This window comes from Streptomyces sp. NPDC005181 (genome assembly GCF_040608395.1).
GTDB lineage: Bacteria > Actinomycetota > Actinomycetes > Streptomycetales > Streptomycetaceae > Streptomyces.
The window spans coordinates 1-25,963 of record NZ_JBEXID010000047.1 but is presented as its reverse complement, the minus strand read 5'-3'; the positions used below and the strand labels follow the sequence as shown (position 1 = coordinate 25,963).

Annotated in this window: 19 protein-coding genes, 1 tRNA gene and 5 pseudogenes; 15 read left to right on the top strand and 10 right to left on the bottom strand. The window is 69.1% G+C overall.

Translation table 11 applies throughout. From position 1 onward, the window contains the following. The first annotated feature begins 21 nt into the window (after positions 1 to 21). Complete coding sequence (locus tag ABZV38_RS25960; RefSeq protein ID WP_356330713.1) at positions 22 to 1,662, top strand: 2Fe-2S iron-sulfur cluster-binding protein; 1,641 nt, start codon at positions 22 to 24, stop codon at positions 1,660 to 1,662. 305 nt (positions 1,663 to 1,967) lie between these two features. Here ABZV38_RS25960 and ABZV38_RS25955 read toward each other — a convergent pair whose 3' ends face one another. Beyond that, positions 1,968 to 2,435 carry a hypothetical protein gene (locus ABZV38_RS25955; RefSeq protein WP_356330711.1) on the bottom strand — a complete coding sequence of 156 codons (468 nt, stop codon included), beginning with the start codon at positions 2,433 to 2,435 and terminating at the stop codon, positions 1,968 to 1,970. A 764-nt stretch (positions 2,436 to 3,199) separates the two neighbouring features. Between ABZV38_RS25955 and ABZV38_RS25950 the strand changes: the two are divergent. The 8 genes and pseudogenes from ABZV38_RS25950 to ABZV38_RS25915 all read left to right on the top strand — a co-directional run. Next, positions 3,200 to 3,418: pseudogene (locus tag ABZV38_RS25950) on the top strand (transposase); the annotation flags it as partial. 171 nt (positions 3,419 to 3,589) lie between these two features. Then, positions 3,590 to 4,558, top strand: coding sequence for an ABC transporter ATP-binding protein (locus ABZV38_RS25945; RefSeq protein WP_356330756.1), 969 nt, complete (start codon positions 3,590 to 3,592; stop codon positions 4,556 to 4,558). Positions 4,559 to 4,716: 158 nt separating this feature from the next. Then, positions 4,717 to 5,070: pseudogene (locus tag ABZV38_RS25940) on the top strand (MBL fold metallo-hydrolase); the annotation flags it as partial. 457 nt (positions 5,071 to 5,527) lie between these two features. After that, a complete protein-coding gene (locus ABZV38_RS25935; RefSeq protein ID WP_356330709.1) occupies positions 5,528 to 7,423 on the top strand; it encodes an ATP-binding protein in 1,896 nt (631 codons plus the stop codon). 7 nt (positions 7,424 to 7,430) lie between these two features. Continuing rightward, complete coding sequence (locus tag ABZV38_RS25930) at positions 7,431 to 7,865, top strand: roadblock/LC7 domain-containing protein (protein ID WP_356330707.1); 435 nt, start codon at positions 7,431 to 7,433, stop codon at positions 7,863 to 7,865. Positions 7,866 to 7,867: 2 nt separating this feature from the next. Further along, on the top strand, positions 7,868 to 8,239 hold the full coding sequence (locus tag ABZV38_RS25925) for a DUF742 domain-containing protein (protein ID WP_356330705.1): 372 nt from the start codon (positions 7,868 to 7,870) through the stop codon (positions 8,237 to 8,239). Then, positions 8,217 to 8,867 (top strand): ATP/GTP-binding protein, encoded by a 651-nt coding sequence (locus ABZV38_RS25920; protein ID WP_356330703.1) that lies wholly within the window; start codon positions 8,217 to 8,219, stop codon positions 8,865 to 8,867. Before ABZV38_RS25925 ends, ABZV38_RS25920 begins: the two co-directional genes overlap by 23 nt. Continuing rightward, positions 8,864 to 9,454, top strand: coding sequence for a GAF domain-containing protein (locus ABZV38_RS25915; protein ID WP_356330701.1), 591 nt, complete (start codon positions 8,864 to 8,866; stop codon positions 9,452 to 9,454). The genes ABZV38_RS25920 and ABZV38_RS25915 overlap by 4 nt, the downstream gene beginning before the upstream one ends. A gap of 19 nt (positions 9,455 to 9,473) precedes the next feature. Here the strand turns inward: ABZV38_RS25915 and ABZV38_RS25910 are convergent. Both ABZV38_RS25910 and ABZV38_RS25905 read right to left on the bottom strand, forming a co-directional pair. After that, a pseudogene (locus tag ABZV38_RS25910) lies at positions 9,474 to 10,184 on the bottom strand (hypothetical protein); the annotation flags it as partial. A gap of 20 nt (positions 10,185 to 10,204) precedes the next feature. Continuing rightward, positions 10,205 to 11,248, bottom strand: coding sequence for a LacI family DNA-binding transcriptional regulator (locus tag ABZV38_RS25905; RefSeq protein ID WP_356330699.1), 1,044 nt, complete (start codon positions 11,246 to 11,248; stop codon positions 10,205 to 10,207). Between the two features lie 255 nt (positions 11,249 to 11,503). Between ABZV38_RS25905 and ABZV38_RS25900 the strand changes: the two genes are divergently transcribed. From ABZV38_RS25900 to ABZV38_RS25890, 3 genes are all read left to right on the top strand, one after another. Further along, positions 11,504 to 12,367: an ABC transporter permease gene (locus tag ABZV38_RS25900; RefSeq protein WP_356330697.1), complete on the top strand. Its 864-nt coding sequence runs from the start codon at positions 11,504 to 11,506 to the stop codon at positions 12,365 to 12,367. Positions 12,368 to 12,440: 73 nt separating this feature from the next. Next, positions 12,441 to 13,460, top strand: a complete 1,020-nt coding sequence (locus ABZV38_RS25895) for an ABC transporter substrate-binding protein (protein ID WP_356330695.1) — start codon at positions 12,441 to 12,443, stop codon at positions 13,458 to 13,460. Next, complete coding sequence (locus tag ABZV38_RS25890) at positions 13,457 to 14,299, top strand: ABC transporter ATP-binding protein (protein ID WP_356330694.1); 843 nt, start codon at positions 13,457 to 13,459, stop codon at positions 14,297 to 14,299. Before ABZV38_RS25895 ends, ABZV38_RS25890 begins: the two co-directional genes overlap by 4 nt. Before the next feature lie 166 nt (positions 14,300 to 14,465). Here the strand turns inward: ABZV38_RS25890 and ABZV38_RS25885 are convergent, their stop codons facing one another. Beyond that, the gene (locus ABZV38_RS25885; protein ID WP_356330692.1) at positions 14,466 to 15,191 is read right to left on the bottom strand and encodes a TetR/AcrR family transcriptional regulator; all 726 of its coding nucleotides are present in this window, start codon (positions 15,189 to 15,191) and stop codon (positions 14,466 to 14,468) included. Positions 15,192 to 15,321: 130 nt separating this feature from the next. Between ABZV38_RS25885 and ABZV38_RS25880 the strand changes: the two genes are divergently transcribed. Then, complete coding sequence (locus ABZV38_RS25880; RefSeq protein ID WP_356330690.1) at positions 15,322 to 16,269, top strand: NAD-dependent epimerase/dehydratase family protein; 948 nt, start codon at positions 15,322 to 15,324, stop codon at positions 16,267 to 16,269. A gap of 64 nt (positions 16,270 to 16,333) precedes the next feature. On the opposite strand, the gene ABZV38_RS25875 is transcribed toward ABZV38_RS25880, so the two are convergent. The 4 genes and pseudogenes from ABZV38_RS25875 to ABZV38_RS25860 all read right to left on the bottom strand — a co-directional run. Further along, on the bottom strand, positions 16,334 to 17,191 hold the full coding sequence (locus ABZV38_RS25875) for a sugar phosphate isomerase/epimerase (protein WP_356330688.1): 858 nt from the start codon (positions 17,189 to 17,191) through the stop codon (positions 16,334 to 16,336). Positions 17,192 to 17,219: 28 nt separating this feature from the next. Beyond that, the gene (locus tag ABZV38_RS25870) at positions 17,220 to 20,762 is read right to left on the bottom strand and encodes a ThuA domain-containing protein (protein ID WP_356330686.1); all 3,543 of its coding nucleotides are present in this window, start codon (positions 20,760 to 20,762) and stop codon (positions 17,220 to 17,222) included. Positions 20,763 to 21,009: 247 nt separating this feature from the next. Then, on the bottom strand, positions 21,010 to 21,912 hold the full coding sequence (locus ABZV38_RS25865) for a transketolase C-terminal domain-containing protein (protein ID WP_356330684.1): 903 nt from the start codon (positions 21,910 to 21,912) through the stop codon (positions 21,010 to 21,012). Between the two features lie 59 nt (positions 21,913 to 21,971). Then, positions 21,972 to 22,313, bottom strand: a pseudogene (locus ABZV38_RS25860) (transketolase); the annotation flags it as partial. Between the two features lie 179 nt (positions 22,314 to 22,492). Between ABZV38_RS25860 and ABZV38_RS25855 the strand changes: the two are divergent. Beyond that, a tRNA-Pro gene (locus ABZV38_RS25855) sits at positions 22,493 to 22,566 on the top strand. Positions 22,567 to 22,771: 205 nt separating this feature from the next. On the opposite strand, the gene ABZV38_RS25850 is transcribed toward ABZV38_RS25855, so the two are convergent. Both ABZV38_RS25850 and ABZV38_RS25845 read right to left on the bottom strand, forming a co-directional pair. After that, entirely contained in the window at positions 22,772 to 23,251 is a 480-nt protein-coding gene (locus ABZV38_RS25850; RefSeq protein WP_356330682.1) for a PP2C family protein-serine/threonine phosphatase, read from the bottom strand. A 79-nt stretch (positions 23,252 to 23,330) separates the two neighbouring features. Continuing rightward, positions 23,331 to 24,836 (bottom strand): annotated as a pseudogene (locus tag ABZV38_RS25845) (PAS domain-containing protein); the annotation flags it as partial. A gap of 350 nt (positions 24,837 to 25,186) precedes the next feature. Here ABZV38_RS25845 and ABZV38_RS25840 point away from each other — a divergent pair. Continuing rightward, the gene (locus tag ABZV38_RS25840; RefSeq protein ID WP_356330679.1) at positions 25,187 to 25,522 is read left to right on the top strand and encodes a hypothetical protein; all 336 of its coding nucleotides are present in this window, start codon (positions 25,187 to 25,189) and stop codon (positions 25,520 to 25,522) included. Positions 25,523 to 25,963 lie beyond the last annotated feature (441 nt).

The window sequence follows — 25,963 nt, the reverse complement described above, 5'->3', positions numbered from 1 at the left end:
CACTCTCGAAAGGTACACACGATGGACCCCCGGCTGTGGTGGTACGTGGCTCGCGCCACCGGGTTGACCGCGTGGTGGCTGGTCTCCCTGGCGGCGCTCTGGGGACTACTGCTCTCCACCCGAGTGCTGGGGGGCCGGCCGGCCCCCGCTTGGCTGCTGGACCTGCACCGCTGGTTGGGCGGCCTGTCCCTGACCTTCACGGTCCTGCACCTGGCCGCGCTCGTACTCGACCCCGAGCTGTCCTTCGGCTGGATGCAGTTGCTGGTTCCGTTCGCCCGTGAGGCGAATCCCATTGCCCAGGCGTGCGGTGTGCTCGCCCTGTACTTCCTGGCTGCCGTTCAGACCACCTCGCTGCTCAAGTCCAAACTCCCGGAACGGATATGGCGCTACGTCCACCGCACCGCCTTCGTGGTGTTCGTGTCGGCCACCGCGCACACCTTCACCGCGGGCAGTGATGCGGGCGGACCGCTGGTGCAGTACAGCGGAGCCCTCATCGGCGCGGCCTTCGTCTTCCTCGTCGTGTACCGGTTGGCCGCCGGGCGGCGTGTCCGGCACACCGCAGCCCGTACGCCTGCCCCAACCGAGTCGGCGCAGCACCGCGGATTCCACCGGCTCAAGGTCGCCGACGTCCGGCAGGAGACGGCCGACACCGTGTCCGTGGCCTTCGAGGTCCCCGACGACCTCTCGTCTGAATTCACCTTCCGCCCTGGCCAGCACCTCACGCTGAAGACCGTGCTCGACGGCGCGGAGCTCCGCCGCCCGTACTCCATATGCAGTGGCATCGCCGACGGCGAGTTGCGCGTAGCTGTCAAAGCGCAGTCGGCGGGCCGCATGTCCCGATGGGTGAACACCTCCCTGCGGGCGGGCGACGAGGTGGAAGTCGGCGCCCCCAGCGGACGCTGCGCGATCGACCTCAACCCGTTCCGCTCTCGCCACGTGCTGGGAATCGCGGCCGGAAGCGGCATCACCCCGATCCTCTCCATCGTCAAGAGCACCCTGGTCATGGAGCCGCGCAGCCGGTGCACCCTTGTTTACGGCAACCGGGACGATGCCTCGACGATCTTCCGAGAGGAACTCGCCCACCTGGAGGAGAAGTACGCCGAGCGCCTGAGAGTGGTCCACGTCCTCAGTCGTTCCCAGACCGTCGACCCGCTGTTCCAAGGGCGCCTCACCCGTGAGAAGTTCTGTGAACTGACGGAGGTACTCGGTCTCGCCGGTGAAGCGGACGAAGCATTCATGTGCGGCCCGGAGGCGCTCGTCAGCGGCGTGCGCAGCGCCCTGACCGACGGGGGTCTTGCCGCGGAACGCATTCACAGCGAACGGTTCACCGCAGGCGGTGCACCGCCGAGCTCCCCCTCGTCTGACGTAGACAGGAGCGCGAGCCGGTCCCACGAGGTGACGCTGATCGACCGAGGCGCGAAGAACACCGTGATGGTCAGCGAGGCCGAAACCGTTCTCGATGCCGGTCTGCGTGCCGGTATCGACCTCGCCTACTCGTGCCGCGAAGGCATATGTGGCACCTGCCGTGCCAAATCCTCCGGAGGCCCTGTACGACTCGAGGACTGCGACCTGGAGGCATCAGAGATCGAAGCTGGCTACGTCCTGGCCTGCCGGACACACCCTGTGTGCAGCGGCGTGACGATCGACTTCGACCAGCAGTGATGGCGCTGCGGGCGCTCAACCTGTGCGCGTCACCCGTGTCGCCCCGCTCACGCCACTCGGACTTCCGCACGGTGTGATCCCGGACGCATGCGTGCCGCATCCACCCTCATCTGACCGATTTTGGCCAGAGTCCGCATGGCGAGACGGCTTGACGGACAACCCAAGTCGCGACTGTCATGCTTCCGCTGTGGCCGTGATCACGGAGATCGACGAGCAGGCCCTGGCGGCGGGCGGGATGGGCTCTGACCTGAATGCCTCGGGGCCGGCTGGATCAACGGACTCGCCGACTTCGCGCGCCACCGGCCTCAACGTTCCTGGCGCCACCTGACCATGTAGGCGGGCGCTTCCACGTCGTCCCGGTCCTCTGCGGGGGTCTTCCACTCGGCCACCAGCCGCCGCGCGTCAGCGGGTGCCTTCCGCCGAGGCCCGAGCAACGCCTGCAACTCGTCGTAGCACCTGTCGACCCCACCGTGGAAAATGTCGACAGGCGGGCCCGTCGTCGGGCTGCCCTCGGCCGCGCGCTCGCGCCAGTCGGCGGCTACCGCTGACTGTTCATGCTCCAGGGAGAGCGACGCTTCGTCGACTGGCCACACAAGGTACTCGTCGTCGTAGGGATCGTCGGGATGCCAGTAGTCATGAATCGCCTCGAAGTAGTGCGGTGACCCCTGGACATCGGCAATCCCCTTCCTGGGGCCATCGTACCAGTGGAGCTCCACATGGACCCTCTCGAATCCCGCGCGTACCTGCATGAGCCTCTCGGAGTTCTCTATCATCCGGGCAGGGTATGGAACTCCGGTTCGAGCTGCACGGCAATAACCGCTGGGTCAGATTTAGCCTCAATACCCCGGTATTGGATTTAGCCTCGCCGTTTCAGTTGGGGCTGCTGGGCGGCAGAGCCACCCCCGAACCGTCAGCGGAGACATGGAGCTTGGGACGCGAACCGATACCTTGCACGTAGAAAGTGCCCTCCACCTGGACCGACAGAAACCCTCGACAAGGTTCATCGTCCCAGCTCTGAAGGCACTTTCGCGTTCCCGGCCAGCAACCGGTCTCACGCCAAGTGAAACGGCGAGGCTAACTAATCCGTTGTGAAGGTGGTTCCAGAGGGCTGCAGTTCGGCTTCTGGGCCGTCTGGCGTGACGGACGCCTGTAAGACCCCTGGCTGATAAGGCCTCCCGATAGAGCGGCGCTGTCACGGTGTGGGCGGGTTTCACGGAGCGTGCGGGCGCCGGGCAGACGCCTGGGAATCTCCCCGGCCCGTGAGGTCTTACGAGAGAGCGGCGCGGATCCGGCGTCTCCAAGTTCCGTGAAACCCGCCCGCGTGCGTCGTTCGTTGTCGCCGTGGCGCGAGCCCGCCGCAGGGCGACCTCCTGTTCACCTCCGCGAGCTGCGAGCTCTGGCGCAGGCAGAGGCCCCTGGGGTGCGCTGGTGTCACGAACGGCTACCGAGATGGCGGACCGATCGAGTCCTGGGATTAGGACGCCGCGTGACCCGCATGTGCTCGTGACCTGCGTAGACGCTCGAGGATGGGAGAGGCATGACCGTGTTTTGCGGGATCGACTGGGCGGAACGACACCACGACATCGCGCTGGTCGACGGGGCTGGAGAGCTGCTGGCCAAGCGCCGGATCAGTGACGACGCGGCTGGCTACCGAATGCTGCTGGAGCTCCTGGCCGAGCACGGTGACAGGCCCGAGTCGCCGATACCGGTGGCCATGCCGACGACAACGCCTTCTGCACGGTCAGGAACCCGACGCCCTGACGCGCATCACGGCGAATCGCCGCGTACAGATCGACCTTGGACTTCGGCAGCACCCGGGCCCTTTCGTCGTGCAGAGCCCCCGTGGAAGAGGGAGCTCTTGCCGCTGAACTACAGGCGCTCTCGTAACTCACCAACAAAGCCGGCGGGCGGTACTCCGGCTGCTCGGGTGGAGCTGCGCCGCCAAGCTCGCGAGCGTGGACAGCGAAACGGCCCCTCCGGCTGCGGCAAGACCACCCTGCTCCGCATCATCGCCGGATTCCTGCGCACCGGCGCAGGCACCGTGACCGTCGGTGGGCGCACCCTGTCCGGCCCCGGAGTCCACCTTCCCCCGGAGCGCCGCCGCATCGGCATCGTCCCCCAAGAGGGCGCGCTCTTCCCGCACTTGAGCGTCGCCCGCAACGTTGCCTTCGGGCTGAACGGCCACGACCGCGCCGAGCGCCGCAGCCGCACGGAGGAGATGCTCGAACTCGTCGGCCTCGACGGTTACGGCGGCCGGATGCCGCACGAGCTGTCCGGCGGCCAGCAGCAGCGCATCGCCCTGGCCCGCGCCTTGGCGCCGGAACCCGCCCTGGTCCTGCTGGACGAACCGTTCAACGCCCTCGACAGCGCCCTGCGCACCGGTGTCCGGGCAGATGTCCGAGCCGCCCTGCGCGCCACCGGAGCCACCGCCCTGCTGGTCACCCACGACCAGCAGGAAGCCCTCTCCACGGCCGACCTCGTCGCCGTCGTACGGGACGGCCGCGGTGGTCAGTGCGACACGCCGCAACAGGTTTACCGCCACCCCGCCGACACCTGGGTGGCGCGCTTCGTCGGCGACGCCGTACTCATCCCCGGCACCGCCGACCACGGCACCGCAACGACCGCACTCGGTCACCTTCCCCTCGTGGCGCCCCCCGTAGGCCGGAGCGAGGGCACCGTCCTGCTGCGGCCCGAGCAACTCCAGCTCACCGAAACCGCGAATGCCGCACAGGGCACCGTCACCGACGTGACCTTCTACGGCCACGACGCCATGGTCACCGTCTCCGTCGAGGGCCTGGAGAGCCCCGTCGGCATCCGGGTCGCCGGGCCCGTCGCCGTACGCCCGGGCCAGCGCACTGGCATCCTCGTCAAGGGCGAGGCAACACTGCATCCATGAATCGGAGGCGTTCCAGGCTCCCCAGCCAGGTGGGGTAGCGTTGGGGGTTGCGAAGGCGGGCTCGACCGTCGTTCGCCTTCGGCGCGTTCATGCTGCTGCGCGGCGCAGGCGGAGATGAGCGGGAGGGCGAGGCCGGCGGCAAGGCCGTGACCGGTTTCTGGCCCGACATTCACATGACACCCGACGAGGGTGTCCGCGCTCACCTCGATCTCCAGGGCGGGAAGCCCAGCGGCCTGATGCTGCCGATCCACTGGGGCACCTTCAACCTGGCCTTCCATCCGTGGGCCGAACCTGCCGACCGGACGATGATCGCTGCCCACGAGGCCGGCTTCGCCTCTGCCGCGCCCCGGCCGGGTGACCCGTTCGAGCCGGCCGCCCGTCCCGCGGTCGAGCCGTGGTGGCGGGCGGTGGCGGACCAGCCTGCGGCGGGATGGCCCGAGTGGCCTGCGGTGGCGCCGGTCGCCGAACCGCCTGTGGCCCCGGCCGAGGAAGCCCTGGTGTCCGACGGGTGACCAGGGCGATGGACGGGGTGGATGGACGGACGTGCAGGAACGGTGAGCATGTCGGCCCCGTGGGGCCGTTCACCGGGGTGACCCCCTCCAGCTGATTCTCGGCCTCGGCGTCGAACATCGGAACGGCTCGGACCGTCCGGCTCTGCCGGATCGTCCGGGCCGTTCCGCGTTTTCCGGGAGTTCGTTCCGCTCGGCCGCCCCCGTGGCCGCGGACGGGTTCCGATGCGGCGTATTCGGTTGTCCGTGCGAGAGCTCATACCAGAGCGGGACGGATGGCGGGCAAGTTCGACAACTGCCCGCCGCGGATGCTCGATCGGCGACTACCGTGTGTGTCCGGTGATCAACGGCGGGCTCATATCGTTCGAGCCTGCCCGACCGATGACCCGAGCCTGACCCACCACCGTAGGTGCCACCACATGAACGCCGATTCCTGGTGCCCCACGTACCGAGGACGCTGATGTCTCGACTTCGCGCACCCGAAGCGCGACCGGAACGCCGAGAAGGCGGACGGCACGGCCGGCCGGGGGCCCGTGCCCACACGGCCACCGCCAGGCCGCGCGCCGCACAGCCGTCCCCCGAAGCCCGCGTACGCCCCCAGATCTTCCGCACGGCCCTGCTGCCGGCCATCGCCGTCGCACTGAGCGGCGCCGCAGCGGTCACCTTCACCGTCCGCTCCGCGAGTGCCCCGATGACCACCGAGCTCTGGACCGCGCTGGGCGGATCCGCGGCGCTGGCCGTCGCCGCCGTGGTCGCGGCGTTCCTCGGTGCCAGCCGGGTCGCCACCACCGTCCTCGGCCGGTGTCTGGCCCTGCGCCGTGCCAGCGCCCAGGGGCAGGCCGAACTGCAACGGGTGGTGGAGCAGCTCCGCAACGGCGAGCCCATGCCCGCGCGGCGGCCACCGCCGCCCGTCCCGCCCGGCAGCGACGCCTTCGACCTGCTCGCGCAGGAAATGGGCCGCTCGCACGAAGGGGCGGTGGCCGCAGTCGTGCAGGTGTCCCGGCTCACCCACGAATCGGGCGAGGGACAGCGCGTCGAGGTCTTCGTCAATCTCGCCCGTCGGCTCCAGTCGCTCGTACACCGTGAGATTCAGCTGCTGGACGAGCTGGAGCACGAGGTCGAGGACCCCGATCTGCTCAAGGGCCTCTTCCATGTCGACCATCTCGCCACCCGCATCCGCAGGCATGCCGAGAACCTCGCCGTCCTCGGCGGCGCCGTCTCGCGGCGGCAGTGGAGCAACCCGGTCACCATGACCGAGGTGCTGCGCTCGGCAATCGCCGAGGTCGAGCACTATCCGCGGGTCAAGTTGGTGCCGCCGATCGACGGCACGCTGCGGGGGCACGCCGTGGCCGATGTGATCCATCTGCTGGCCGAACTCGTGGAGAACGCCACCGTGTTCTCCGCCCCGCACACCCAGGTGCTGCTGCGCGCCCAGCACGTCACCGCAGGGCTCGCCCTGGAGGTCGAGGACCGCGGGCTGGGCATGCCCGGCAACGAACAGAAGCGGATGAACGCCCTGCTCGCCGCCCCCGACCGGGTCAACGTCTCCCATCTGCTGCAGGACGGCCGGATCGGACTGTTCGTCGTCGCGTCGCTGGCCCGCAGGCACGGCATCGCGGTTCGGCTGCAGAGCAACATCTACGGCGGCACACAGGCCGTACTGGTGCTGCCGCAGTCCCTGCTCGGGATCGAGGGGGACGAGCCCACGACGGCCGACGCCGACGCCGCCCCGGTGCCGCCGCCCGGCCCCGTACACCGGCCACCGGCCCAGGACGACACCGCGCTCCAGCGGAACCTGAGCCCCGCCCCGGCCCCGAACCGGCAACCGCAGGTGCCCGGTCAGCCGCTGCGGCTGCATCAACCTCCGCAGCAGTTGCGACGGCAGGGCGAAGTCCCACCGCTGCCGCTGCGTGCCGAGCGTGTCGACCGGCCCACCCCCGCCGATGCCCGCCCCGGCGTCCAGCGCGCGGACGACGCGGTTCCGGCTCTCCGGCCCGAGCCCGGAGTCGTACGCGGCACCATGGGCCGGCCGCAACTCCCCAGGCGCACCAACCAGGAACACCTGGTCCCGCAGCTCAGGGAGGCCCCCGCGCCGCGCGCCGAGGACGAACAACCCGTCCTGCACGACCCCGGCCTGATGGCGTCCTTCCGCCGGGGCATCGAGCTCGCCGAGGCCCGCAGCACCTCGGACGCCGACACCGCGCAGGCCCCGGACGACGTCCCCGACGCGCCCGCACCGCAGGCCTGGCAACCTCCGGCCCCGCTCGAACCGCTGCCGGTCCGCGGACTCACCGCCCCCGCCGACCCGCCGCACCCCGACCCGGACCCCCTCGAAACGAACACCCTCAAGGAGTAGATGCACCATGGCGACCGATATGCCGTCCGGTCAGGTCTCGGACCTCGACTGGCTGCTGAGCGGGCTGGTACAGCGCGTGCCGTACACGCGCAGCGCGGTCCTGCTCTCCGCCGACGGGCTGGTGAAATCCCTCCACGGCATGGACGCCGACAGCGCCGACCACCTGGCGGCGCTGGCCGCCGGCCTGTACTCCCTCGGCCGCAGCGCCGGGGCGCGCTTCGGCGACAACGGAGAGGTCCGCCAGGTGGTGGTGGAGCTCGACTCGACGCTGCTGTTCGTCTCCACCGCCGGATCCGGCACCTGTCTCGCCGTCCTCGCCGGACGCGAAGCGGATGCCGCGGTGCTCGGATACGAGATGACCATGCTGGTCAAGAGCGTCCGGCCCTATCTGATGACCCCGGCCAGACAAGCGGCCGGGGCACCGAGCGTCACGGGGCTGTGAGGGTGTCGGCCCCGCAGGACGGGCCGTTGCTCGACGATGCGGCCGGTCGGCTCATCCGTCCGTACACCGTGAGCAACGGCCGTACCCGTCCGACGACCGTGCTGGATCTGCTCTCCCTGGTGATGGCCACGGGCACCGATCCGCAGACGCACCTCGGCCCCGAGCACTCCGTGGCGCTGAGGCTGTGCGGCGGCCCCACCTCGGTGGCCGAGATCGCCGCGCATCTGCGGCTGCCCGCGGTCGTCACCAAGGTGCTCGTCTCCGACCTGGTGGACTGTGGCGCGGTCACCGCGCATCCGCCGGCCTTCCATGACATGCCCACCGACCGATCTCTGCTGGAGGCAGTGCTCGATGGCTTACGACGACAGCTCTGACGGCTTCGGCAGCTCGACCTGGGGTGACGGCAACGGGGACACCGAGTACTTCCCAGTCGCACTCAAGGTCCTGGTGGCGGGCGGCTTCGGCGTCGGCAAGACGACGTTCGTGGGCGCGGTCAGCGAGATCGCGCCGCTGAGCACGGAGGAGCTGCTGACGCAGGTCAGCGCGGCGACCGACAGCCTTGAGGGGATCGAGTCCAAGACCGCCACCACAGTCGCCATGGACTTCGGCCGCATCACCCTCGACGAGCAGCATGTGCTCTATCTGTTCGGCACCCCCGGCCAGGAGCGCTTCTGGTTCATGTGGGACGAGCTCTCCCAGGGGGCGCTGGGCGCGGTCGTGCTGGCGGACACCCGGAGACTCGCGGAGTGCTTCCCGGCTGTCGACTTCTTCGAACGGCGCGGCATCGGATTCATCGTCGCGGTCAACGAGTTCGACGGCTCCTACCGCTACGGCCCCGAGGAGGTGCGCGCCGCGCTCGACCTCGGACCCGAGGTGCCCGTCGTCCTGTGCGACGCCCGGATCGCCAGCTCGGGCACCGGAGCGCTGGTCACGCTGGTGCAGCACCTGATCAACGCCACCTCGGAGCCGGCCCCGCTCTCCGGCTTCGGAGCCCATCCGTGAGCCGACACGCGACCGGCCGGCTGCTGCTGACCCCCGTCGGCCGCGACGCCCCCGTCCGCACCCAACGGCTGCGGAAGCTCGGGCTCGGGGAGCGGGGTGACACCTCGTTCGAGAGCTTCGACGCGTTTGCCGACAAGGTGGCCGAAGTGACCGATGTGCCGTTCTCGATGGTCAACTTCATCGACGCGAACCGGCAGTTCTTCGCCGGTCTGCACACTCCGGCAGGCACCCACACCGGCTCCGATCTGGGAGCCACGGCCGCAGGCAGCGGCCATGGCGGCCGGTACATGGCGCTCGACCACGGCTACTGCCCGCACGTCGTCGCACGGCGCAGGGCGCTCGTGCTGGAGGACGTCTGCGACTACCCGAGATTCGCCGGTAACCCGGTCGTCGACGAAATAGGCATCCGCTCCTATCTGGGGGCGCCGCTCATCGACCGTACGGGCGTCGCACTGGGCGCCGTCTGCGCCGTCGACACCGTGCCCCGCCCCTGGGGGCGGGCCGGCCTCGACACGATCAAGTCCCTGGCGCAGGAGCTGATCGGACACATCCACCGACGGGAGGACAACCAGAGCATCAGGCCCTGATCCGCCCCGCCGCCCGCGCTCACACGTCGACCGTGGTGCCGTCCAGGAAGGTCAGCACCACCGACTCCGCACCGGCCCGCACCGTCACCGAGGTGCGCAACGCCTGCGGATGCACGGTGTCGCGGGAGAGTGAGATCAGCGAAACATGGACGCTCCGCCCGCCCGGATGACGGTCGGCACGCAGATACGGGATCGCGGAGTGCGGGCCGTACGCGTTGGACTGCACGTCCCGCGCGACACCGGATCCGTACGCGGTGTCCTGGACCCCTGCGGCCTGCTCGACCCGTGCGGTCCTGTCGGCCTCCGAACCCTCCTCAGCCGCCGCGCCGCCCCCGGATTCCGCGTCCTCCTCGGTGTCCCAGCCGTACAGTGCGACAACGGCACTTGTCAGACCGTCGGCCGTGCGTGCCATGGCCCAGCCGGGCCCCGACGAGACCCGGGGCCGCTCCTCGTGCGCCATGGCATGACCGCCCTCCCGCACGATCGCACCCTCCGGCGCCTCGACCCGGTGCACCCGGATCTCCCATGGGCCGTGCAGCACACTCGTCGTCTCGATCCGGTACGTACACGCGTCACCGGGCAGCCCGGCCGTGTACCAGGACGAGGCGATCCGGCCCTCGCAGCGCAGCGGATGGATCCTGCGCCGTCGTGACGGGGTGCCATCCGGTGCCAGGTTGCTGTCGACGGCGCGTGCCACGGCGTGCGGCGCGGACTCCGGGGCCGTCGCTGTCGGCACCCGGACGGCCCCGGTCACCGCACCCCACCCCCCGGAACCCCCGTACTGCCCCGCAACACCACCTCCCCCTCCACCCGCACCACCCGCGCCCTCCGTACCGCCCCCACCTCCCGCAGCGCCAGTGCGATCACGCGCTCGCCCATCGATGTCAGCGGCAGCGCCACCGTCGTGAGCGGCGGCGACAGCTCCCGTACCAGCGGAATGTCGTCGAACCCGGCCAGTGAGACGTCCTCCGGCACCCGCAGCCCCGCCTCCCGCAGCGCCGCCAGTGCACCGACCGCCATCACATCGGTCACCGCGAACACACACGTCGCCCGGGACCGGGACGGCGACCGTTCCGCATCGAGCAGCAGCCGCCGGGCCGCCTCGTATCCGCCGTCGCGTGTGAACGCCCCCTCCACCACCTGCCCGAGCCCGATGCCCGCCTCGGCGAGCCCCTCCCGGAACCCCGCCAGCCGGTCGGAGACCGTCGTCAGCGCGGCCGGCCCGGTGAGCACCGCGAACGTCCGATGGCCCAGCTCCACCAGCGCCCGGGCGAGCGCCGCGGCCCCCGCCCGGTTCTCCGGCTGTACGGCGTCCACCCGCAGGCTGCGGTGCCGGCTGACGACCGCCACCCGCCCGCCCACCCGGACGTACGGCTCCAGTTCGGCATCCATTGCACGCTCCCAGGCGCGGTCCTGGAAGCCCGATCCGATCAGCAGGATCGCCCGGGCGTGCTGGGCCCGCAGCATGGAGACGTAGCTGATCTCCCGGGCCGGTTCGCGGAACGTGGAGGCCAGCATCACGAGGAGCCCCTGTTCCGCCGCGGCCCGCATCACACCGCTGGAGATCGCGGCGAAGTACGGATCGCTGACGTCATGACAGATCACGCCCACTGTGCGGTTGTTGGCTGCGCCGGCCAGTGCCTGCGCGTGGGCGTTCGGGATGTAGCCGAGCCGGTCGGCCGCCACGTGCACCCGCTGCCGCAGATCGTCACGGACCCGGGCCGTGCCGTTCAGCGCCCGCGAGGCGGTGGCCGGTGAGACCCCGGCCTCCCGGGCGACGGCATCGAGCGTCACATGGGTTGCGGTCCCGACGCTGCGCCGCGGCCCCGGAGGGTCCGGCGTCACCCGTGTCACCCGTTGACTCAACTCGACCTCCAAGGGCGCGGTGGCGGCAGGGTCCCGAAACTTCGGGACGACCTATTGACCGTCCGTGCAGGCAGTCATTAGCGTGGCGGCAACTTATCAGAAAGCGCTTTCTGGAAGCGCCTTCTCCGTCCTCGCAGGATCGCACAGCTCTTCACAACTGCCCCCGAAATACAGGGAGTTCAAGTGAGTCAGGGCGCGTTGGTCAAAAGTCCCCCCGAAGTGGCGGGAGTTGCCCGGCGATCCGCGCCGTCGACAGCGGAGCGATTCGCGCGGGCGGCCGAGCAGGGCTGGCGTCCGGTCGCCCTGCTGCTGGCCTGCTTTGTCGCCTGGTGGGTGATCTCGGCGGCCGAACTGGTGGAGCCGTACCTCGTACCGTCACCGGGGGCGACGCTCGATGTCCTTACGGGCAAGGCGAGTTATCTCTGGCAGCACAGCTGGGTGACCACGTACGAGACGCTGCTCGGCTTTGTGATCGCGGTGGCCGTCGGCGTGCTGGCAGCCGTGATCATGGTGTACTCCTCGACCGTCGAGCGCACGCTCTACCCCATTCTGCTGTTCGCCCAGGTCGTACCGAAGATCGCTATCGCGCCGCTGTTCGTGGTCTGGCTCGGCTTCGGTATCGCGCCGAAGATCCTCATCGCCGTCCTGATCGCTTTCTTCCCCGTGGTGATCTCCATGGTCACCGGCCTCAAGGCGGTCGACCCGGAGATGCTCCAGCTGTCGGCGACGATGGGCGCCAAGCCCTGGCAGACCTTCCTCAAGATCCGCTTCCCGGCCTCCCTCCCGCATCTCTTCTCCGGCCTCAAGGTCGCGGTCACCCTGGCCGTGACGGGGGCGGTCGTCGGCGAGTTCGTAGGCGCCAACGAGGGGCTGGGCTATGTGATCCTCCAGGCCAACGGCAACCTCGACACCCCGATGCTCTTCGCCGGGCTGCTCGTGATGTCCCTGATCGGCGTCGTCCTCTTCGTCGCCGTCGAGATCGCCGAGAAGCTCCTGCTCCCGTGGCACGCCAGCCGCCGGGACGCACCCGCCACCGCCTCGTACTGAACGCCACCCCACCTCGTACCGAGCGCCACCCACTGACCATTGTCACGGACCCCGTCGCGAGAAGGGCCAGCCCATGCACCCGCGCAGACTCCTGATCGGTGTCGTACCTCTTGTCCTGTTGGCCACGGCCTGCGGCGGGAACGACGCGTCGACCACCACCAGTGAATCAGGGAGGAAGCTGGACAAGGTCACGCTGACGCTCAACTGGTATCCGTACGGCGAACACGCGCCGTTCTACTACGGCAAGCAGCAGAAGATCTTCGAGAAGCACGGCATCGATCTGACGATCCGGGCGGGCCAGGGCTCACAGAAGACGGTGCAGGCGACCGCCGGCGGGCAGACCGACTTCGGCTGGGCCGACACCCCGGCGCTGCTGGCCGCGGTCGACCAAGGGGTTCAGGTCAAGAGCCTCGGCGTCTTCCTCCAGACCACTCCCGCTTCCGTGCAGTCCTTCGACGCCAAGGGCATCGGGTCACCCGCCGATCTGAAGGGGAAGACGATCGCCGGGACGGCCGGGGACGCACTTTCCAAGACGTTCCCGATCTTCCTCAAGAAGAACGGCATCGACGAGTCGGACGTGAAGGTCCAGAACACCGACCCCGCGGGCAAGATCGCCGCGGTGATCTCAGGGAAGACCGACGGACTGCTCGGATACGCCAGCGACCAGGGCCCCACCATGCAGGACAAGGCCAAGAAGCCCGTCTCGTACCTCCGCTTCTCCGAGAACGGGCTGAACTTCTACTCCAACGGCCTGCTCGCCGGGCAGAAGCTCCTCGCCTCGAAGTCCGCGCTCGCGGGGCGCATGGCGCAGGCGGTCAGCGAGGCGTGGGCCGCCGCGGAGAAGGCACCCGGCCCCGCGGTTGCGGCGATGGACGGCGCGTCGGAGCAGCTGCCGCCAAAGAGCGTGCTGGCAGAGCAGTTCAAGACGACGCTCACGCTGCTGCACACCGCGTCGACCGAGGGCAAGGCGCCCGGGGTCAACAACGAGGCGGACTGGCAGCAGACCATCGATGTCTTCGCCGAGGCCGGCATGGTCGCCAAGCCGAAGGCCGTCGCGGAGTACTGGGACGCGAAGACGGCGCTGAAGGGATGACGATGCCCAAGCAGGAGGCGAAGCCCCTGGATCGGGACCCGCTGTCGGCGGGCGACCACGGCGTCGTCACCCCGGCCGTCGGAGTGTCGGACGTCTCGGTGCGGTTCCGCGGCAGGAACCGCGATGTCACCGCCCTGCGTGACGTCTCGCTCGATGTGGCGCCGGGCGAGTTCGTCGCCCTGGTCGGTCCGTCCGGATGCGGCAAATCGACCCTGCTCAAGCTGGTCGCAGGGCTGCTGAAGCCGTCCACGGGCGAGGTCCTGCTCGGCGGTGAAAGGGTCAAGGGCCCACGGCACGACATCGGTTACGTCTTCCAGCGCGCCGCCCTCCTCGAGTGGCGTTCCGCGCGCCGCAACATCCTGCTCCAGGCGGAGATCCGGAAGATGCCCGCGGCCCGGGCGCGCGAACGGGCCGATGCACTGATCCGGATGACCGGACTCGGCGGCTTCGAGGACGCGTATCCGCACGAGTTGTCCGGCGGCATGCAGCAACGGGTGGCGCTGTGCCGGGCGTTGCTCCACGAACCGCCGGTCCTGCTGATGGACGAGCCGTTCGGCGCGCTCGACGCCCTCACCCGCGAGCAGATGAACATGGAGCTCAACCGCATCTGGCGGGAGACCGGCACCACCGTGCTGCTGGTCACCCACTCGATATCGGAGGCGGTCTATCTGGCCGACCGGGTGGTGGTGATGAGCCCACGGCCGGGCACCATCACCGAGATCATCGAGGTGGGACTGGACGCGGAACGGGAGTACGGCGAGACGCTGGGCCGCCCGGAGTTCCGGGACGCGGCCGCCCACATCCGCGATCTGCTCGGTGCGGCGTCCGCGCACGACTGACCAGGGGCGGGCCGGGGCGCTGACGTCCCGGCCTCCGTGAAGGGCGCCTGCGCCCCGGTCGGAGTGCGCAGGCGTCGACGCCCGGTCTGCGTGCGTGGACGCCTGTGCCCTGGCCTCGGTGCGGAGCCGCCCGCCGGGCGAAGGCGCCCTGTCCCCGCCCCGGGCCTCACGCCAGCGCGAACGCGTCCGCCAGCATCTCGGCCTGCGCGGACAGCAGGGTGTCGCCGCCGTGGCCCATGCCCGCGAACTGGCCGGCCGCCTCGAGCCCGACCGATCCGTGCAGCTGCGCCCAGGCGAGCACGGCACCGGCCAGAGCCTGGCCCGACATCCTGGTGTCGCCGGCGGCGGCCGGCACGTACGCGGCCACCCATCCTGCGACAGCCGCGTCCGACCCGGCCCACGCCGTCATCTGGTCCACCACGGTAGCCACTGCGGCTCCCGGCGACCCGCCCGCGAAGACCGGCAGAAACGGCCCGAGCACCGCCCGGGCCCGCTCCAGCGTGTCGGCCGGTGCGACATAGCCCGGCACCGGAGCGCCCTGGATCAGCAGGTAGCGATGTGGCTCGGCGACGGCCCACGCCCGGTAGGCCTCCGCGAGTGAGTGCAGGTGCGCGCGCGGGTCCGGTGAGGCGGCCGCGGAGCGGGCGGCCGCTTCGGCCATCGCCGCCGCGGCGTCGTCGTACGCGTCCCTGATCAGCGCGTTCAGCAGATCGTCGCGGCTGGCGAAGTAGCGGTAGAGCGCCGGACCGGAGAGCCCCATGTCCTTGGCGATACGGGTCAGCGCCAGCGCCGTGACACCTCCCTCGGCAAGCTGCCGGAGAGCGGCTTCCTTGATCTCCGACCGGGTCTGCTCCCGGTATCGGGCGCGCGGCCCCTGTTGGGCTTGGACCATCACCGGCCCCTTTCGCTAGGCAAGCTCACTTCTGTTACGCAGCCTAACAGCACATCTCGCTATGGCTCATCGCAAGAATTACTGTCTCTAACAGTTGCAAGGAGTCATCAGCGATGCAGAGGGGCACACCATGACCGCAGTACGTGATCTCCAGGTAGTTCTCGGCGCAGGCCAGGCCGGCACCACGCTCGCCCGTCAACTCGTCGACCGGGGTCACCCGGTCCGGCTCGTCGACCGGACAGGCGGCGGGGCGGCGATCGAAGGCGTCGAGCGGTTCGCCGCCGATGTCGCCACCGTGGACGGAGCCCGGGCCGCGGTCGAGGGCGCCGCGGTGGTGTACCACTGCGTCAACGTCGGCTACCACCTCCAGGTCGACGTCATGCCGCGGATCCAGGAAGCCGTCCTCACCGCGGCCGAGACGGTCGGCGCGCGGCTCGTCGTACTCGACACGCTCTACCCCTACGGCGAGACGCACGGCGCCGTGATGACCGAGGACTCACCGTGGAGCGCGACGACCCGCAAGGGCCGGATGCGCGCCGAACTCGACGCCCGCTATCTCGCGGCGCACGCCGAAGGGTGGCTCCGTGTCGTCCTCGGCCGGTCGGCCGACTTCGTCGGACCCGGCGTGCTGGGCTCCACGCTCGGCGGCGCCGTCTTCCCGGCAGCACTGACCGGGGGAGAGGTGCCGGGCCTCGGCGACATCGACCTGCCGCACAGCTACACCTACATCGGCGATGTCGCCGCGGGACTCGCCACACTCGGCGCGCACCCCGACAGCGACGGCCGCGTCTGGCACCTGCCGACCGCACCCGCGCTGACCACCCGTCAGATCTTCACGATGATCGAGGAGCGCATCGGCCGTCCCCTCGACATCAGCGTCGTCGACGCGCCGCGTCCGGTCGGTCCGTTCGACGCGGTTTTCATGGCGGAGTACGCCGAGATGTTCTACCAGCACACCGAACCGCAGATCGTCGACTCGTCGGCCATCGAGAAGGCCTACGGCCTCACTCCGAACCCGCTCCCGGCCACGGTGGAGGTGACCCTCGCCTGGTACGAGCAGCTGCTCGCCGCCCACTGAGCACGCGCCACGGCCCCGGAGCCCTGAGCAACGCTCTCCGGGGCCGTGGCGCATGCCGGACCGCTCAGTACCGCAGCCGCGACAGATACGTATAGCTGGTGAGCGCCGACGCGAACGGATCAGCCGGTGAGTCGTGCTCCACCAGCCACTGCTTCACCCCGCCCTGCCGCGCCGTGTCGAACATCGCCGGGAAGTCCAGCACCCCCGACCCGACATCGGCGAAGTCCCCGTCCGGTGCCATGTCCTTCACGTGCAGCGCCGGGAAGCGCCGGGGATGGCGTACGAACAGCTCGCCGGGCGCCGAGACGCCCCCGTTGGCCGCCCAGTAGAGATCCAGCTCGAAGCCGACGAGTTCCGGATCGGTCTCGGCGAGCAGGATGTCGTACAGGCTGACGCCGTCCACCACTTGATGGTCCGTGCCGTGATTGTGATAGAGCAGCTTCAGCCCGGACTCGCGGGCTGCCAGCCCTGCCTTGTTGAACTCCCCGGCCGCCTCCCGGTATCCGGCCGGACTGTGCAGCGATCCCGGCAGACTCGGTACGACGATCCACTTGCCGCCCAGCGTATGGATGTCCTCCAGCGCCTGCGGCAGTCCGGCTCCCCTCACGATGTCGTACCCGACATGTTCGAGGACCGCCTTGAGCCGTGTCTCGTCGAGCATCCGCCGGATGTCGGCGGCGCTGTTGCCGTGCCGGCCGCTCACCCCGACCGTCGCGTACCCGATCTCCGCGAGCCGTTCCAGCGTGCCCCGGAAGTCCGTCGCGAGCGTCGTGCGCATGGTGTACAGGTGCATGCCGATCCCGGACGGCGGGATGCGGCGGCAGCGGCCGGACCCGGTGGCGGACGCCGGGACCGTACCGAGACCGGCGGCCGCGGCGGCACCCAGAGCGGTACCCAGAAACGCACGTCGTGTGCCGTTCATATCGTCTCTCCTCTCAGCCGACGCGCGCTCAGCTCACGTCGATGCGGACGGAACCGGTGCTCGTGTCGCCCTTGTCGTCGGTGACGGTCAGATGTGCGGTGTACGCACCCTTGCGGTCGTAGGTGTGTGTCGCGGTCGGGCTTTCCGTGCCCGTGGGCCTGACGTTGTCGCCGAAGTCCCAGTGGTACGAGGCGATCGTGCGTCCGGCGGCCGGCTTTACCACACCGCTCAGCGCGACGGCGAGCGGCGACATGTCCGTGGCCGGGGCCGCTTTCACCTTGACCTTCGTACCTGACTTCTTCTCGACGCCGGGCCCGTTGAAGTGCAGCCAGTCCACCGCGAACAGATCGGCCTTGTCGCTCGACCACTCCGGGTTGCTGAACACCGCGTACAGCTTCACGCTGCTCCCAGGATTCCTCAGGGCTGTCGTCGGCGAGACGACCTTGCCCCAGTCACCGGTGTTCGGAACGGTCACCTTGCCGAGCAGGGGACCCGTCGGGGACCCGGACCGGAATTCCACGGTGCCACCGATCCCGCCGGAGGCCGCGCCGACCGTCACCGAGTCGATGTTCTTGAGATGCACCGGATCGAAGCTGATCCAGTCACCGTCCTCGATCTCCGTCAGCCGCTTCCCGTCGGAGGCGTCGGTCCTGCTCGCGACCACCACACCGTCGTGCGCCCCGCCGGTCGCCGTGAAGTGCTCCGCCTCACGGAACGTGGTGCGCAGCGTCAGCGAGGTCGAGCCGGTGAGCGCGGGGGCGTCAGGGGCGCCCTTGTCCTCGTACTGGGCGGTGATCCCGTAGTACAGGTTCTGCCCCGGGCCGTGGCTGTCCCCGGCGTCCGTGACGATCTCGCCCGTGCACCCGGTGTAGTTGTCGAGCGGATGCAGATGGGTGTCATGGCCGAGCTGCGACTGGACGACCACCCGAGAGCAGTCGATCGGCCGGCCGTTCCGCCCGTCCTCCTTGTCCTTCACGTTGACCGTGAACGGAATGGTGTCGCCGAAGCTGAACATCCCCCCGTTCGGCGGCTGTTTGATCGTCACCTCGGGCCTGGTGTTGCCGACGGTGATGTCCTGCACGGTCTGCGCGGTCAGACCCCCGGGTCCGCTGACGGTCAGGCGTGCCGTGATGAGCCCCTTGGTGCGGTACGTGTACGAGGGGTTCGGCTGCGTCGAGTCGGTGGTGCCGTTGCCGTCGAAGTCCCAGGCGTAGGTGACCGGTTGACCCTCCGGCAGCCCGGGACCTGCGCTGGAGAACGCGACGGTGAGCGGCGCCGGACCACTGTCCCGGCTCGCGGTGATCTTCGCGTCAGGCAGCCGTCCGTCACCGACGTAGTCGATCCGGTAGATGCCCGCCCCGTCGTTGCTGCCACCGCGGCCGGTGCCGCTGCCGAGCCCGAAGTCGATGACGTACAGCGCCCCGTCGGGACCGAAGTCGGCATCGAACGGCTGGTTCCACTTCATGTCCGCGAAGATGCCGTTGACCGACTGGAGATCACCGGCCCTGACCGGGGCGAACCGCGGATCGGTGAACGTCTGATCCTTCTGCTGGAACGAGAACGTCTTGAACCACTGGCGGGTCAGCTCGTAGGTGAACCACTTCCCCTCGAAGTACTCGGGGAACTTGGTGCGGTAGGTGTTGTCGGGGTCGTAGTCGTAGACCGGACCGCTCATCGGGCCACCGCCGCCGGTGCCGAGCTCCGGGAATTCGGCGGACGCGGAGTAGGCGTACCAGACCGTGGCGGGCTGGGCGGGCGGCAGGTCCCGGAGCCCGGTGTTGTTCGGCGAATCGTTGACGAGCGCCGCACAGTCGAACTTCGGGCCCGACTTCTTCGCCGCGAAGTCGTAGTCGTTGAACGGGGTGTTGTTGCCGACGCAGTACGGCCAGCCGAAGTTCCCCGCCTTGGTGATACGGGTGTACTCGACCGTGCCCTCGGGCCCGCGGTCGGCGACCGCGGCCTTGGCGTCCGGTCCGTAGTCGGCGACCATCAGCGCGCCGCTCAGTGGATCCGTGGTGATCCGGAACGGGTTGCGCATCCCCATCGCATAGATCTCCGGACGCGTCTTCTCCGTACCGGGCGCGAAGAGATTGCCCTCCGGGACGGTGTACGAGCCGTCGTCCTTGGGCGTGATGCGCAGGATCTTGCCGCGCAGATCGTTCGTATTGCCCGCCGTGCCCTGGGCGTCCCAGGCACGCCGGCCCTCGCTCTCGTCGATGGGGTTGAAGCCGTCCGAGGCGAACGGGTCGGTGTTGTCGCCCGTCGCCGCGTACAGATTGCCGTCCTTGTCGAAGGCGAGCGAACCGGCCATATGGGAGTTGGCCCGGCCCTCGCCCCGCCAGGTCGGAATGGTCAACAGCCGCTTCTCCGAGGCCGGATCGACCGTGTTGCCGGTGACGGTGAAGCGGGACAGGTTGAGCCGCTTCTCCGTCTTGTCGGAGTGCAGGAGATAGAGCCAGCTGTTCGTGCCGAAGTCAGGATCGAGCGCGAGGCCGAGGAGCCCGTCGGACTGGCTGGTCATCTCCGGCGTGTACGCGAAGTCCAGCGCCGTCGTGACCTTCATGGTCTGCTGGTCGATGACCTTCAGCTTTCCGGTGCGCTGGGCGAAGAACACCCGGCGGTCGGGGGCGACGGCCAGCTCGAACGGGTCGGCGAGATCGCTGGTGGCCAGTGCGGTGCGCTGGAACGAACCGGTACGGGTCGCCGTGCAGTCACCCGGCTCGGCGTCCGCGGCCCACTCGATGCCGCCCAGCAGATGCTGGACGAAGCCCTCCTCCTGGAAGGCCGAATCCGCATGCCCGCCCGCGGTGAACCAGGAGCGTCCGCCGTCGTAGTTCTGGCACCAGGACCACGGATGGTCCACGCCCTCGTCCAGACCGGTGATGCCGTCGCGCACCTTGATCTGCGCGAGCGTGTGCACCTTGATCTGCGCGAGCGTGTGCACCTTGGAGGTCGGGTTGGTGCGCCAGTTGTACCACTCCTCCGTGCGCTCCCAGAGGTCCGGAAGGCCCTTGGTGGACGGGTGTGCATGGTCGAGGACCTTGATCCGTCCGGTCTGCACGGCGGGGTGCTGGTCGAAGATCGCGCCGACCAGTCCCCCATACCAGTCCCAGTCGCGCTCGCTGGCGGACGCGGCATGCAGCCCGACCCAGCCGCCGCCCCCGCGGATGTACTTCTGCAGGGCGGCCCGCTCGTCGGCGTTCAACAAGTCACCTGTCTCCGGGGTGGAGTTGGTGTTGTTGAAGACGACGGCCTGGAAGCGGGCGAGATCGGTGTCGTTGAAGACCGCCGAATCGTCGGTGGCCTCCACGTCGAAGCCGTTCTCCGCGCCGAGCTTCTTGATCGCTTCGACCCCTGCGGGGATCGAGTCGTGCCTGAAGTTGGTGACCTCGGAGTAGACCAGGACCCGGAAGGGGGCCGCGTGGGCGCGGGGTGGCGAGGCCACCAGCAGGCCGAGGACCAGGGCCAGGAGTGCGGTGAGCGCGAGGAGCGGCGAAGGTAATCCTCGCGAGGGGTGCCTGCTCAGCGGGTGTCTGCTCAACGGATCTCTGCGGGGCGGGTGGTGACTCATGGGCGCTCCCTGTGCGGTAGATGCCGACTGCGGGATGTAGAAAGCGCTTTCTGAAGTACGCCGTTCAGAGTAGGTTCACGTCATCCACGGGGTCAATGGGTCGGTAGGGCTCTCTGTGACTCGGCTGTGACGGGGAGTGGGGGCTGGTGCGGTGCGGCCGGGCTCCGGACCGGCCCCTCAGCGCGGTGGAGGAGTCTCGGCCTGCCTCATCGTGCTGAGGGGCCGTGCGGCCTCCCTCCATCCGGCCTCAGCTGCTCAGGAAGCCGCTGATCCGCCCCCGTAGCCCGCGCGGATCCAGGCCCTGCGCGGCGAGTTGTTCGGCCATCTGCCCGTAGCGGCGCAGCTCCGCCCTGCCCACTCCGAGCCCCAGCACCCGGTGCGGCAGATCGACGAGTGCGTCGTTGGCCGCGCCTGTCGAGGTGCCCGCCAGGTACGGCTCCACGATCACCACGTCCGCCGTCTCCCTCGCCCCGACCGCACGCCGCAGCCCCGCCGCGTCGAACGGACGCACCGTCGTCGCGTACAGCACCGTGACATCCAGTTCGTCCGTCGCTGCCAGGACGTTGTCGAGCATGGGGCCGACGGCGACCACCACCCCGTCGCTCCCCTCCCGCACCGGAGTGAATCCGGATCCGGCGCCGACCGGCCGGGCCCGCTCGTTCTGCTGGAGCGAGAGCCGCAGATAGACCCGGTCCTCCCTGGCGGCAGCCTGGCGCAGCAGGGTCTCGGCCTCGTCGGGGTGGCCCGGTACCTGCACGGTCCAGCCGTCGAGGGTGTCCATCAGGGCGACGTCGCCCGGTGCCATATGGGTGATGCCCGCGGCGGGCCAGTCGTACGAACCTCCGGCGCTGACCAGGACCCCGGAAACGCCCTGATGCCCGAAGTCGAGCTTGACCTGCTCGAACGGCCGCTCCACCAGGAAGGGGGCGAACGTGTGCATGATCGGCCGCATCCCGGTCAGCGCCAGTCCGGCCCCGGCACCGATCAGCAGCTGCTCCCGGATGCCGACATTGATCACCCGGTCCGGATGGGCGCGCTCGGCCGGCTCGAAGCCGTCGCGGCTGATCTCGGCCAGCACCACGGCCAGCCTGGGGTCGTCGTCGAGGAGCCGGGCCGCTGTGGTGATGAAGCGTTCACGCATGGTGTCCATGAGAGGTGGTTCTCCCTCGTTCCGGTGAGCGGATGTGCTGGTCTGCCGTGGTGCGGGGTTCAGCTCTTGGGGGCGACGCGGGCGACCACCGCGTGGGGCCGGCCGGGGTGCGGTGCGGTGAAGGCCGCGTACAGCGCCGCGTGATCGCGCCCGTCCACGGTCACGGCCGACCAGCCGGCTGCCTCGAACCGGGATGCGATCCCGCCGGGCCGGCCATAGGTCGCGGAGGCGTTGTCGATCACCAGGGTGTGCAGCTGGTCGAGGCCGGCCGGACCGGCGTAGGCGATCGCCTCGTGATTGCTGCCCTCGTCCAGCTCGGCGTCCCCGGTCAGCACCCAGACCCGGGGGCCGGTGAGCCCCTGCGCCCGCAGGCCGAGCACGCTGCCGACGGCCAGCGGCAGCCGGTTCAGGTCGTGGTACGGGAGCGCCGGTGCGGCGGTCTTGGTCGTCATGTTTCTCAGCGTTCAACCTCAAGTTTGGTCGAGGTCAAGTACCGAAAGGCGTTCGTGAGCACCCGCCCAAGTGCGGTATTGTTCTCATGCGCGTTCGGCCAGGGGGAAAGCCCAGGTCAGGCGAGCATCGGGACGTGGCGCAGCTTGGTAGCGCACTTGACTGGGGGTCAAGGGGTCGCAGGTTCAAATCCTGTCGTCCCGACTTGCTTTTTTGCATGTCGAAGGCGGTATCGGAGATATCCGATACCGCCTTTCCGTTTCTCCTGAGGACCAGTCGGCTCTGCTCGCGCGGATCCCCTCGGCGGTGCTGGTCCGGGCCCCGGAGGTGCAGATGAGTGATCACCTCGGCTACGACGACGTGATCCTTTCGCCGTAGGCCCGTGGTCCCGCCACCCGGGAACGGGAGCTCAGGGGCCGGCGTCCCGCTTCGTGGCATGCGGGCGAGCAAGGAGAAGCGTGACATCGTCCTCGGACGGCGCTGTGGCCACCATGGCTTCCACAACTGCCGCGCAGAGCTCGTCCAGAGCCGGTGCCGGTTCGGCGAGAGCTCCACGCAGCCGGTCCAGCCCTTCGTCGATGTCCCTTCCGCGCGTCTCGATCAGGCCGTCGGTGTACAGCGCGATCACGCTCCCTTCCGCCAGCTCCATTTCGACCGACTCGTACTCCATCATTCCGACTCCGATCGGCGGCCCGGGTGGTACATCGGCGAACGCGACGGTGCCGTCGGGGGAGATGATCGCGGGCGGGGGATGCCCCGCGCTCGCCATGGCGCAGCGCCGGGTAGCGGGGTCGTAGATCGCATAGAGACAGGTGGCTCCCACGGCGATCGAGGTGAATCCGGTGTCGTCGGGATGCTCCTGGGCCATCTCGATGACGAGTTCGTCCAACCGGGCGAGCAGTTCGGCCGGGGGGAATGCGCAAGTTGGTGAGTGTGTGGACGACGGTACGAAGTCGCCCCATGGCCGCGGCCGCGTTGATTCCGTGGCCGACGACGTCCCCGACCACCAGGACGACGCGGGCATCGGGCAACGGGATGACGTCGAACCAGTCACCGCCGACTCCGCCGTGCGTGTCCGAGGGCAGGTACCGGGAGGCCACCTCGACGGATCCGCCGCCCCACAAACGGTGCGGCAGCAGATCGTGCTGCAGTGCGAGAGCGGTCTCTCGCTCGCGGGTGTACCGAAGAGCGCTGTCGAGGCTCAGTGCGGCTCGGTCGCACAGCCCTTCCGCGATGGCCAGGTCGGCATGGGTGAAGGGCGCCCGGTTCTCGGTGCGTACGAAGACGGCGACGCCGAGCATTGTCCCGCGCGCCTGGAGCGGGACAATCATCAGAGAATGCATCCCCGTCGCATCAATGATCCGGGCCCGGTCCGGGTCGTTATCGAGCCAGGTGCCGGGGGAAGCGTCGAGGATCGGTTCGAAGTGAGACCTCCGTGAACCGAGAACGGCGGTGAAAGGAGATGACGGGGGGACGAAAACCGGTGCCCCGCGGTGCCAGAGGGACTCACGCAAGTCGGCATGTACGGATGCGGCCCCGGCACGGTAGAAGACAGGGATGCTGACATCGGTGGAATCCAGGTGTTCCAGCGGCTCCTTGCCGGACTGGAGCACCTCGGCCAGATCGACGGTGACGTAGTCCGCCAGGGCCGGCACCGCGGTGTCCGCCAATTCCTGCGCGGTGTACATGGGGTCCAGCGTGGTGCCGATACGGGTACCCGCTGCGCTGAGCATGTTGAGCCGTTGGCGCGCCCGGCTGTCTCTGACGTTCATGGCCATCGAGCACACACCCACCACTCGGCCCTGCGTGTCGTCCAGGCGGAAGAAGGAGACGGAGATGCAGGGGGTGTCGGGGCGAGCCGCCGTGTGCGGACCCAGCTCATGATCGAGCAGCGGCACGCCGTCTTCCAGGACGTGCCGCATGGCCGTCTCCAGGAAAGCGGGATGATCTGTAGCGACCAGTTCTGAGAGGTGACGTCCCAGCTCGGCACCGGACCGGAAAACGCCCTCGTTGGTATCGCCGCTGTTGAACCAGGAACAGCGCAGATCCGGGTCCCAGATGGCGATACCGATCGGCGAGCGCTCGAACAGCGCGTTCAGTACCGAGGGTTTCATAGCGGGCCAGACCACCGGCTCGCCCGACCAGACGAACCAGTCCTCCTCCCCGGCGTCGCCGCGCAAGGGAGTGACCCGCATTTCCACCTCCGCTTCACGGCCGTCACTGCGCCTGATCCCTACCAGCCCGGACCAGGGCCGGGAAGCGGTCAAAAGGTCGGTGGTGACCGACTCCCCGGGAGGCGCCAGCAGATGCTGTGCGGGCCGGTTCACCACCTCGGCAGCCGAGTAGCCCCACATGCGCTCGGCGGCACCGGTCCACCTGACTACGGTCAGGTCGCCACCGATCAGGGCCAGCACGTCGATCGGCTCGCGAACCGTGTCCGTACCCGCGGACGACGCAGGGTCACCCGCGCCCATACTCAACACCTACCCTACGATTCCGGGGTTTTCCCCTGCTTACACAGACCGCTCCCCGTCGCAGAGGTCGCCGTGTGCCGCAACCTCCGGCTGCCCGTCACCATTTCTCGTCCAGGGTTCCATTTCGTGGGGCGTCGTCAGATGACGACTGCGTCGTTGAGGACACAGCCCGCTGAAGGTGTCGGCTGACTGCAACTGCAGCACTGGGCTCCCTTCATCCATGCGCCCGGCCCGGTGGGAATCCAACACTTCTCGTCCCGTCTGTCGACCTAGCGCGCCCAGGCATCCGTGTGTTGAGGGCTGAGGCCGGAAACAGGTGTGAGATCTCGGAACGACAGAGAGGAAAGGCTGTGACCGTCACCGCTCAGTCATCGGACGGCACGATCGAAATGGTGCCCCACGAAGCTCTCCGTATAGCGAACCAGATCGACGACACTTTCGACGGTTTCCGTAGCCGACAGGAACAAGCGGTACCGGAATTGGAGCGCAAGCGCCTTGATGAACTCATCGAGCCCTGTGCCGACGGGGATTCGATGGTCGAGGCCGCGCGCGAGAAAGGCCCGCACGACTTCATTCGCTACCGGAGTGCCGATTTCGCATCGCACCGCACCAGCCGCGGGCGCGTCGGGGAGACAGGTACGACTGTCGGCTTCTTCGTCCCTCTCGTCCTGATGGCCGACAGTTGACGGCGAGCCAGATGGGGGCGGTGCGCGGTGTCGTGCCTCTGGTGGGCGGTTGAGGATCTTGCGGGCGTGTCGGACCGTTGCGGCTGTCGGCGCGAGTTGCGGGCCGTGGGTGATCACTCCCGCCGAACACCCGCCGAGGGGGCCGGGCGCCGCCCAGGGGCTTTCCTGTGTGGTCCGCGCGATGGTTCGGGGATGGGTCGATTGACCTCTGATGTGCGGTTTCGGGCAGATTCGTCCGGTGGTGGCACAGCTGCGCAATGTCGCAGCTGCGCCAGCCCGAGCTCATTGCTCAGGACCGAAGGTGACCTGACGATCCAGAAGGTCTCCCATTCTTCGCTTCCTTTGACCCGGCTTCCACAGTTCGGCGGGGTTTCGGTGGGTCAGGTCGGGGATCGATGCTGGTCAGCGCGTTGCGGCTAGCGGCACGGGCTGAAAATGCCT

Excerpts from the sequence above, each read along its gene's own strand:
- ABZV38_RS25960 (WP_356330713.1), top strand. The coding sequence starts at position 22 with ATGGACCCCCGGCTGTGGTGGTACGTGGCTCGCGCCACCGGGTTGACC.
- ABZV38_RS25955 (WP_356330711.1), bottom strand. The coding sequence starts at position 2,435 with ATGATAGAGAACTCCGAGAGGCTCATGCAGGTACGCGCGGGATTCGAG.
- ABZV38_RS25935 (WP_356330709.1), top strand. The coding sequence starts at position 5,528 with ATGTCTCGACTTCGCGCACCCGAAGCGCGACCGGAACGCCGAGAAGGC.
- ABZV38_RS25930 (WP_356330707.1), top strand. The coding sequence starts at position 7,431 with ATGGCGACCGATATGCCGTCCGGTCAGGTCTCGGACCTCGACTGGCTG.
- ABZV38_RS25920 (WP_356330703.1), top strand. The coding sequence starts at position 8,217 with ATGGCTTACGACGACAGCTCTGACGGCTTCGGCAGCTCGACCTGGGGT.
- ABZV38_RS25895 (WP_356330695.1), top strand. The coding sequence starts at position 12,441 with ATGCACCCGCGCAGACTCCTGATCGGTGTCGTACCTCTTGTCCTGTTG.
- ABZV38_RS25890 (WP_356330694.1), top strand. The coding sequence starts at position 13,457 with ATGACGATGCCCAAGCAGGAGGCGAAGCCCCTGGATCGGGACCCGCTG.
- ABZV38_RS25885 (WP_356330692.1), bottom strand. The coding sequence starts at position 15,191 with ATGGTCCAAGCCCAACAGGGGCCGCGCGCCCGATACCGGGAGCAGACC.
- ABZV38_RS25880 (WP_356330690.1), top strand. The coding sequence starts at position 15,322 with ATGACCGCAGTACGTGATCTCCAGGTAGTTCTCGGCGCAGGCCAGGCC.
- ABZV38_RS25875 (WP_356330688.1), bottom strand. The coding sequence starts at position 17,191 with ATGAACGGCACACGACGTGCGTTTCTGGGTACCGCTCTGGGTGCCGCC.
- ABZV38_RS25870 (WP_356330686.1), bottom strand. The coding sequence starts at position 20,762 with ATGAGTCACCACCCGCCCCGCAGAGATCCGTTGAGCAGACACCCGCTG.
- ABZV38_RS25865 (WP_356330684.1), bottom strand. The coding sequence starts at position 21,912 with ATGGACACCATGCGTGAACGCTTCATCACCACAGCGGCCCGGCTCCTC.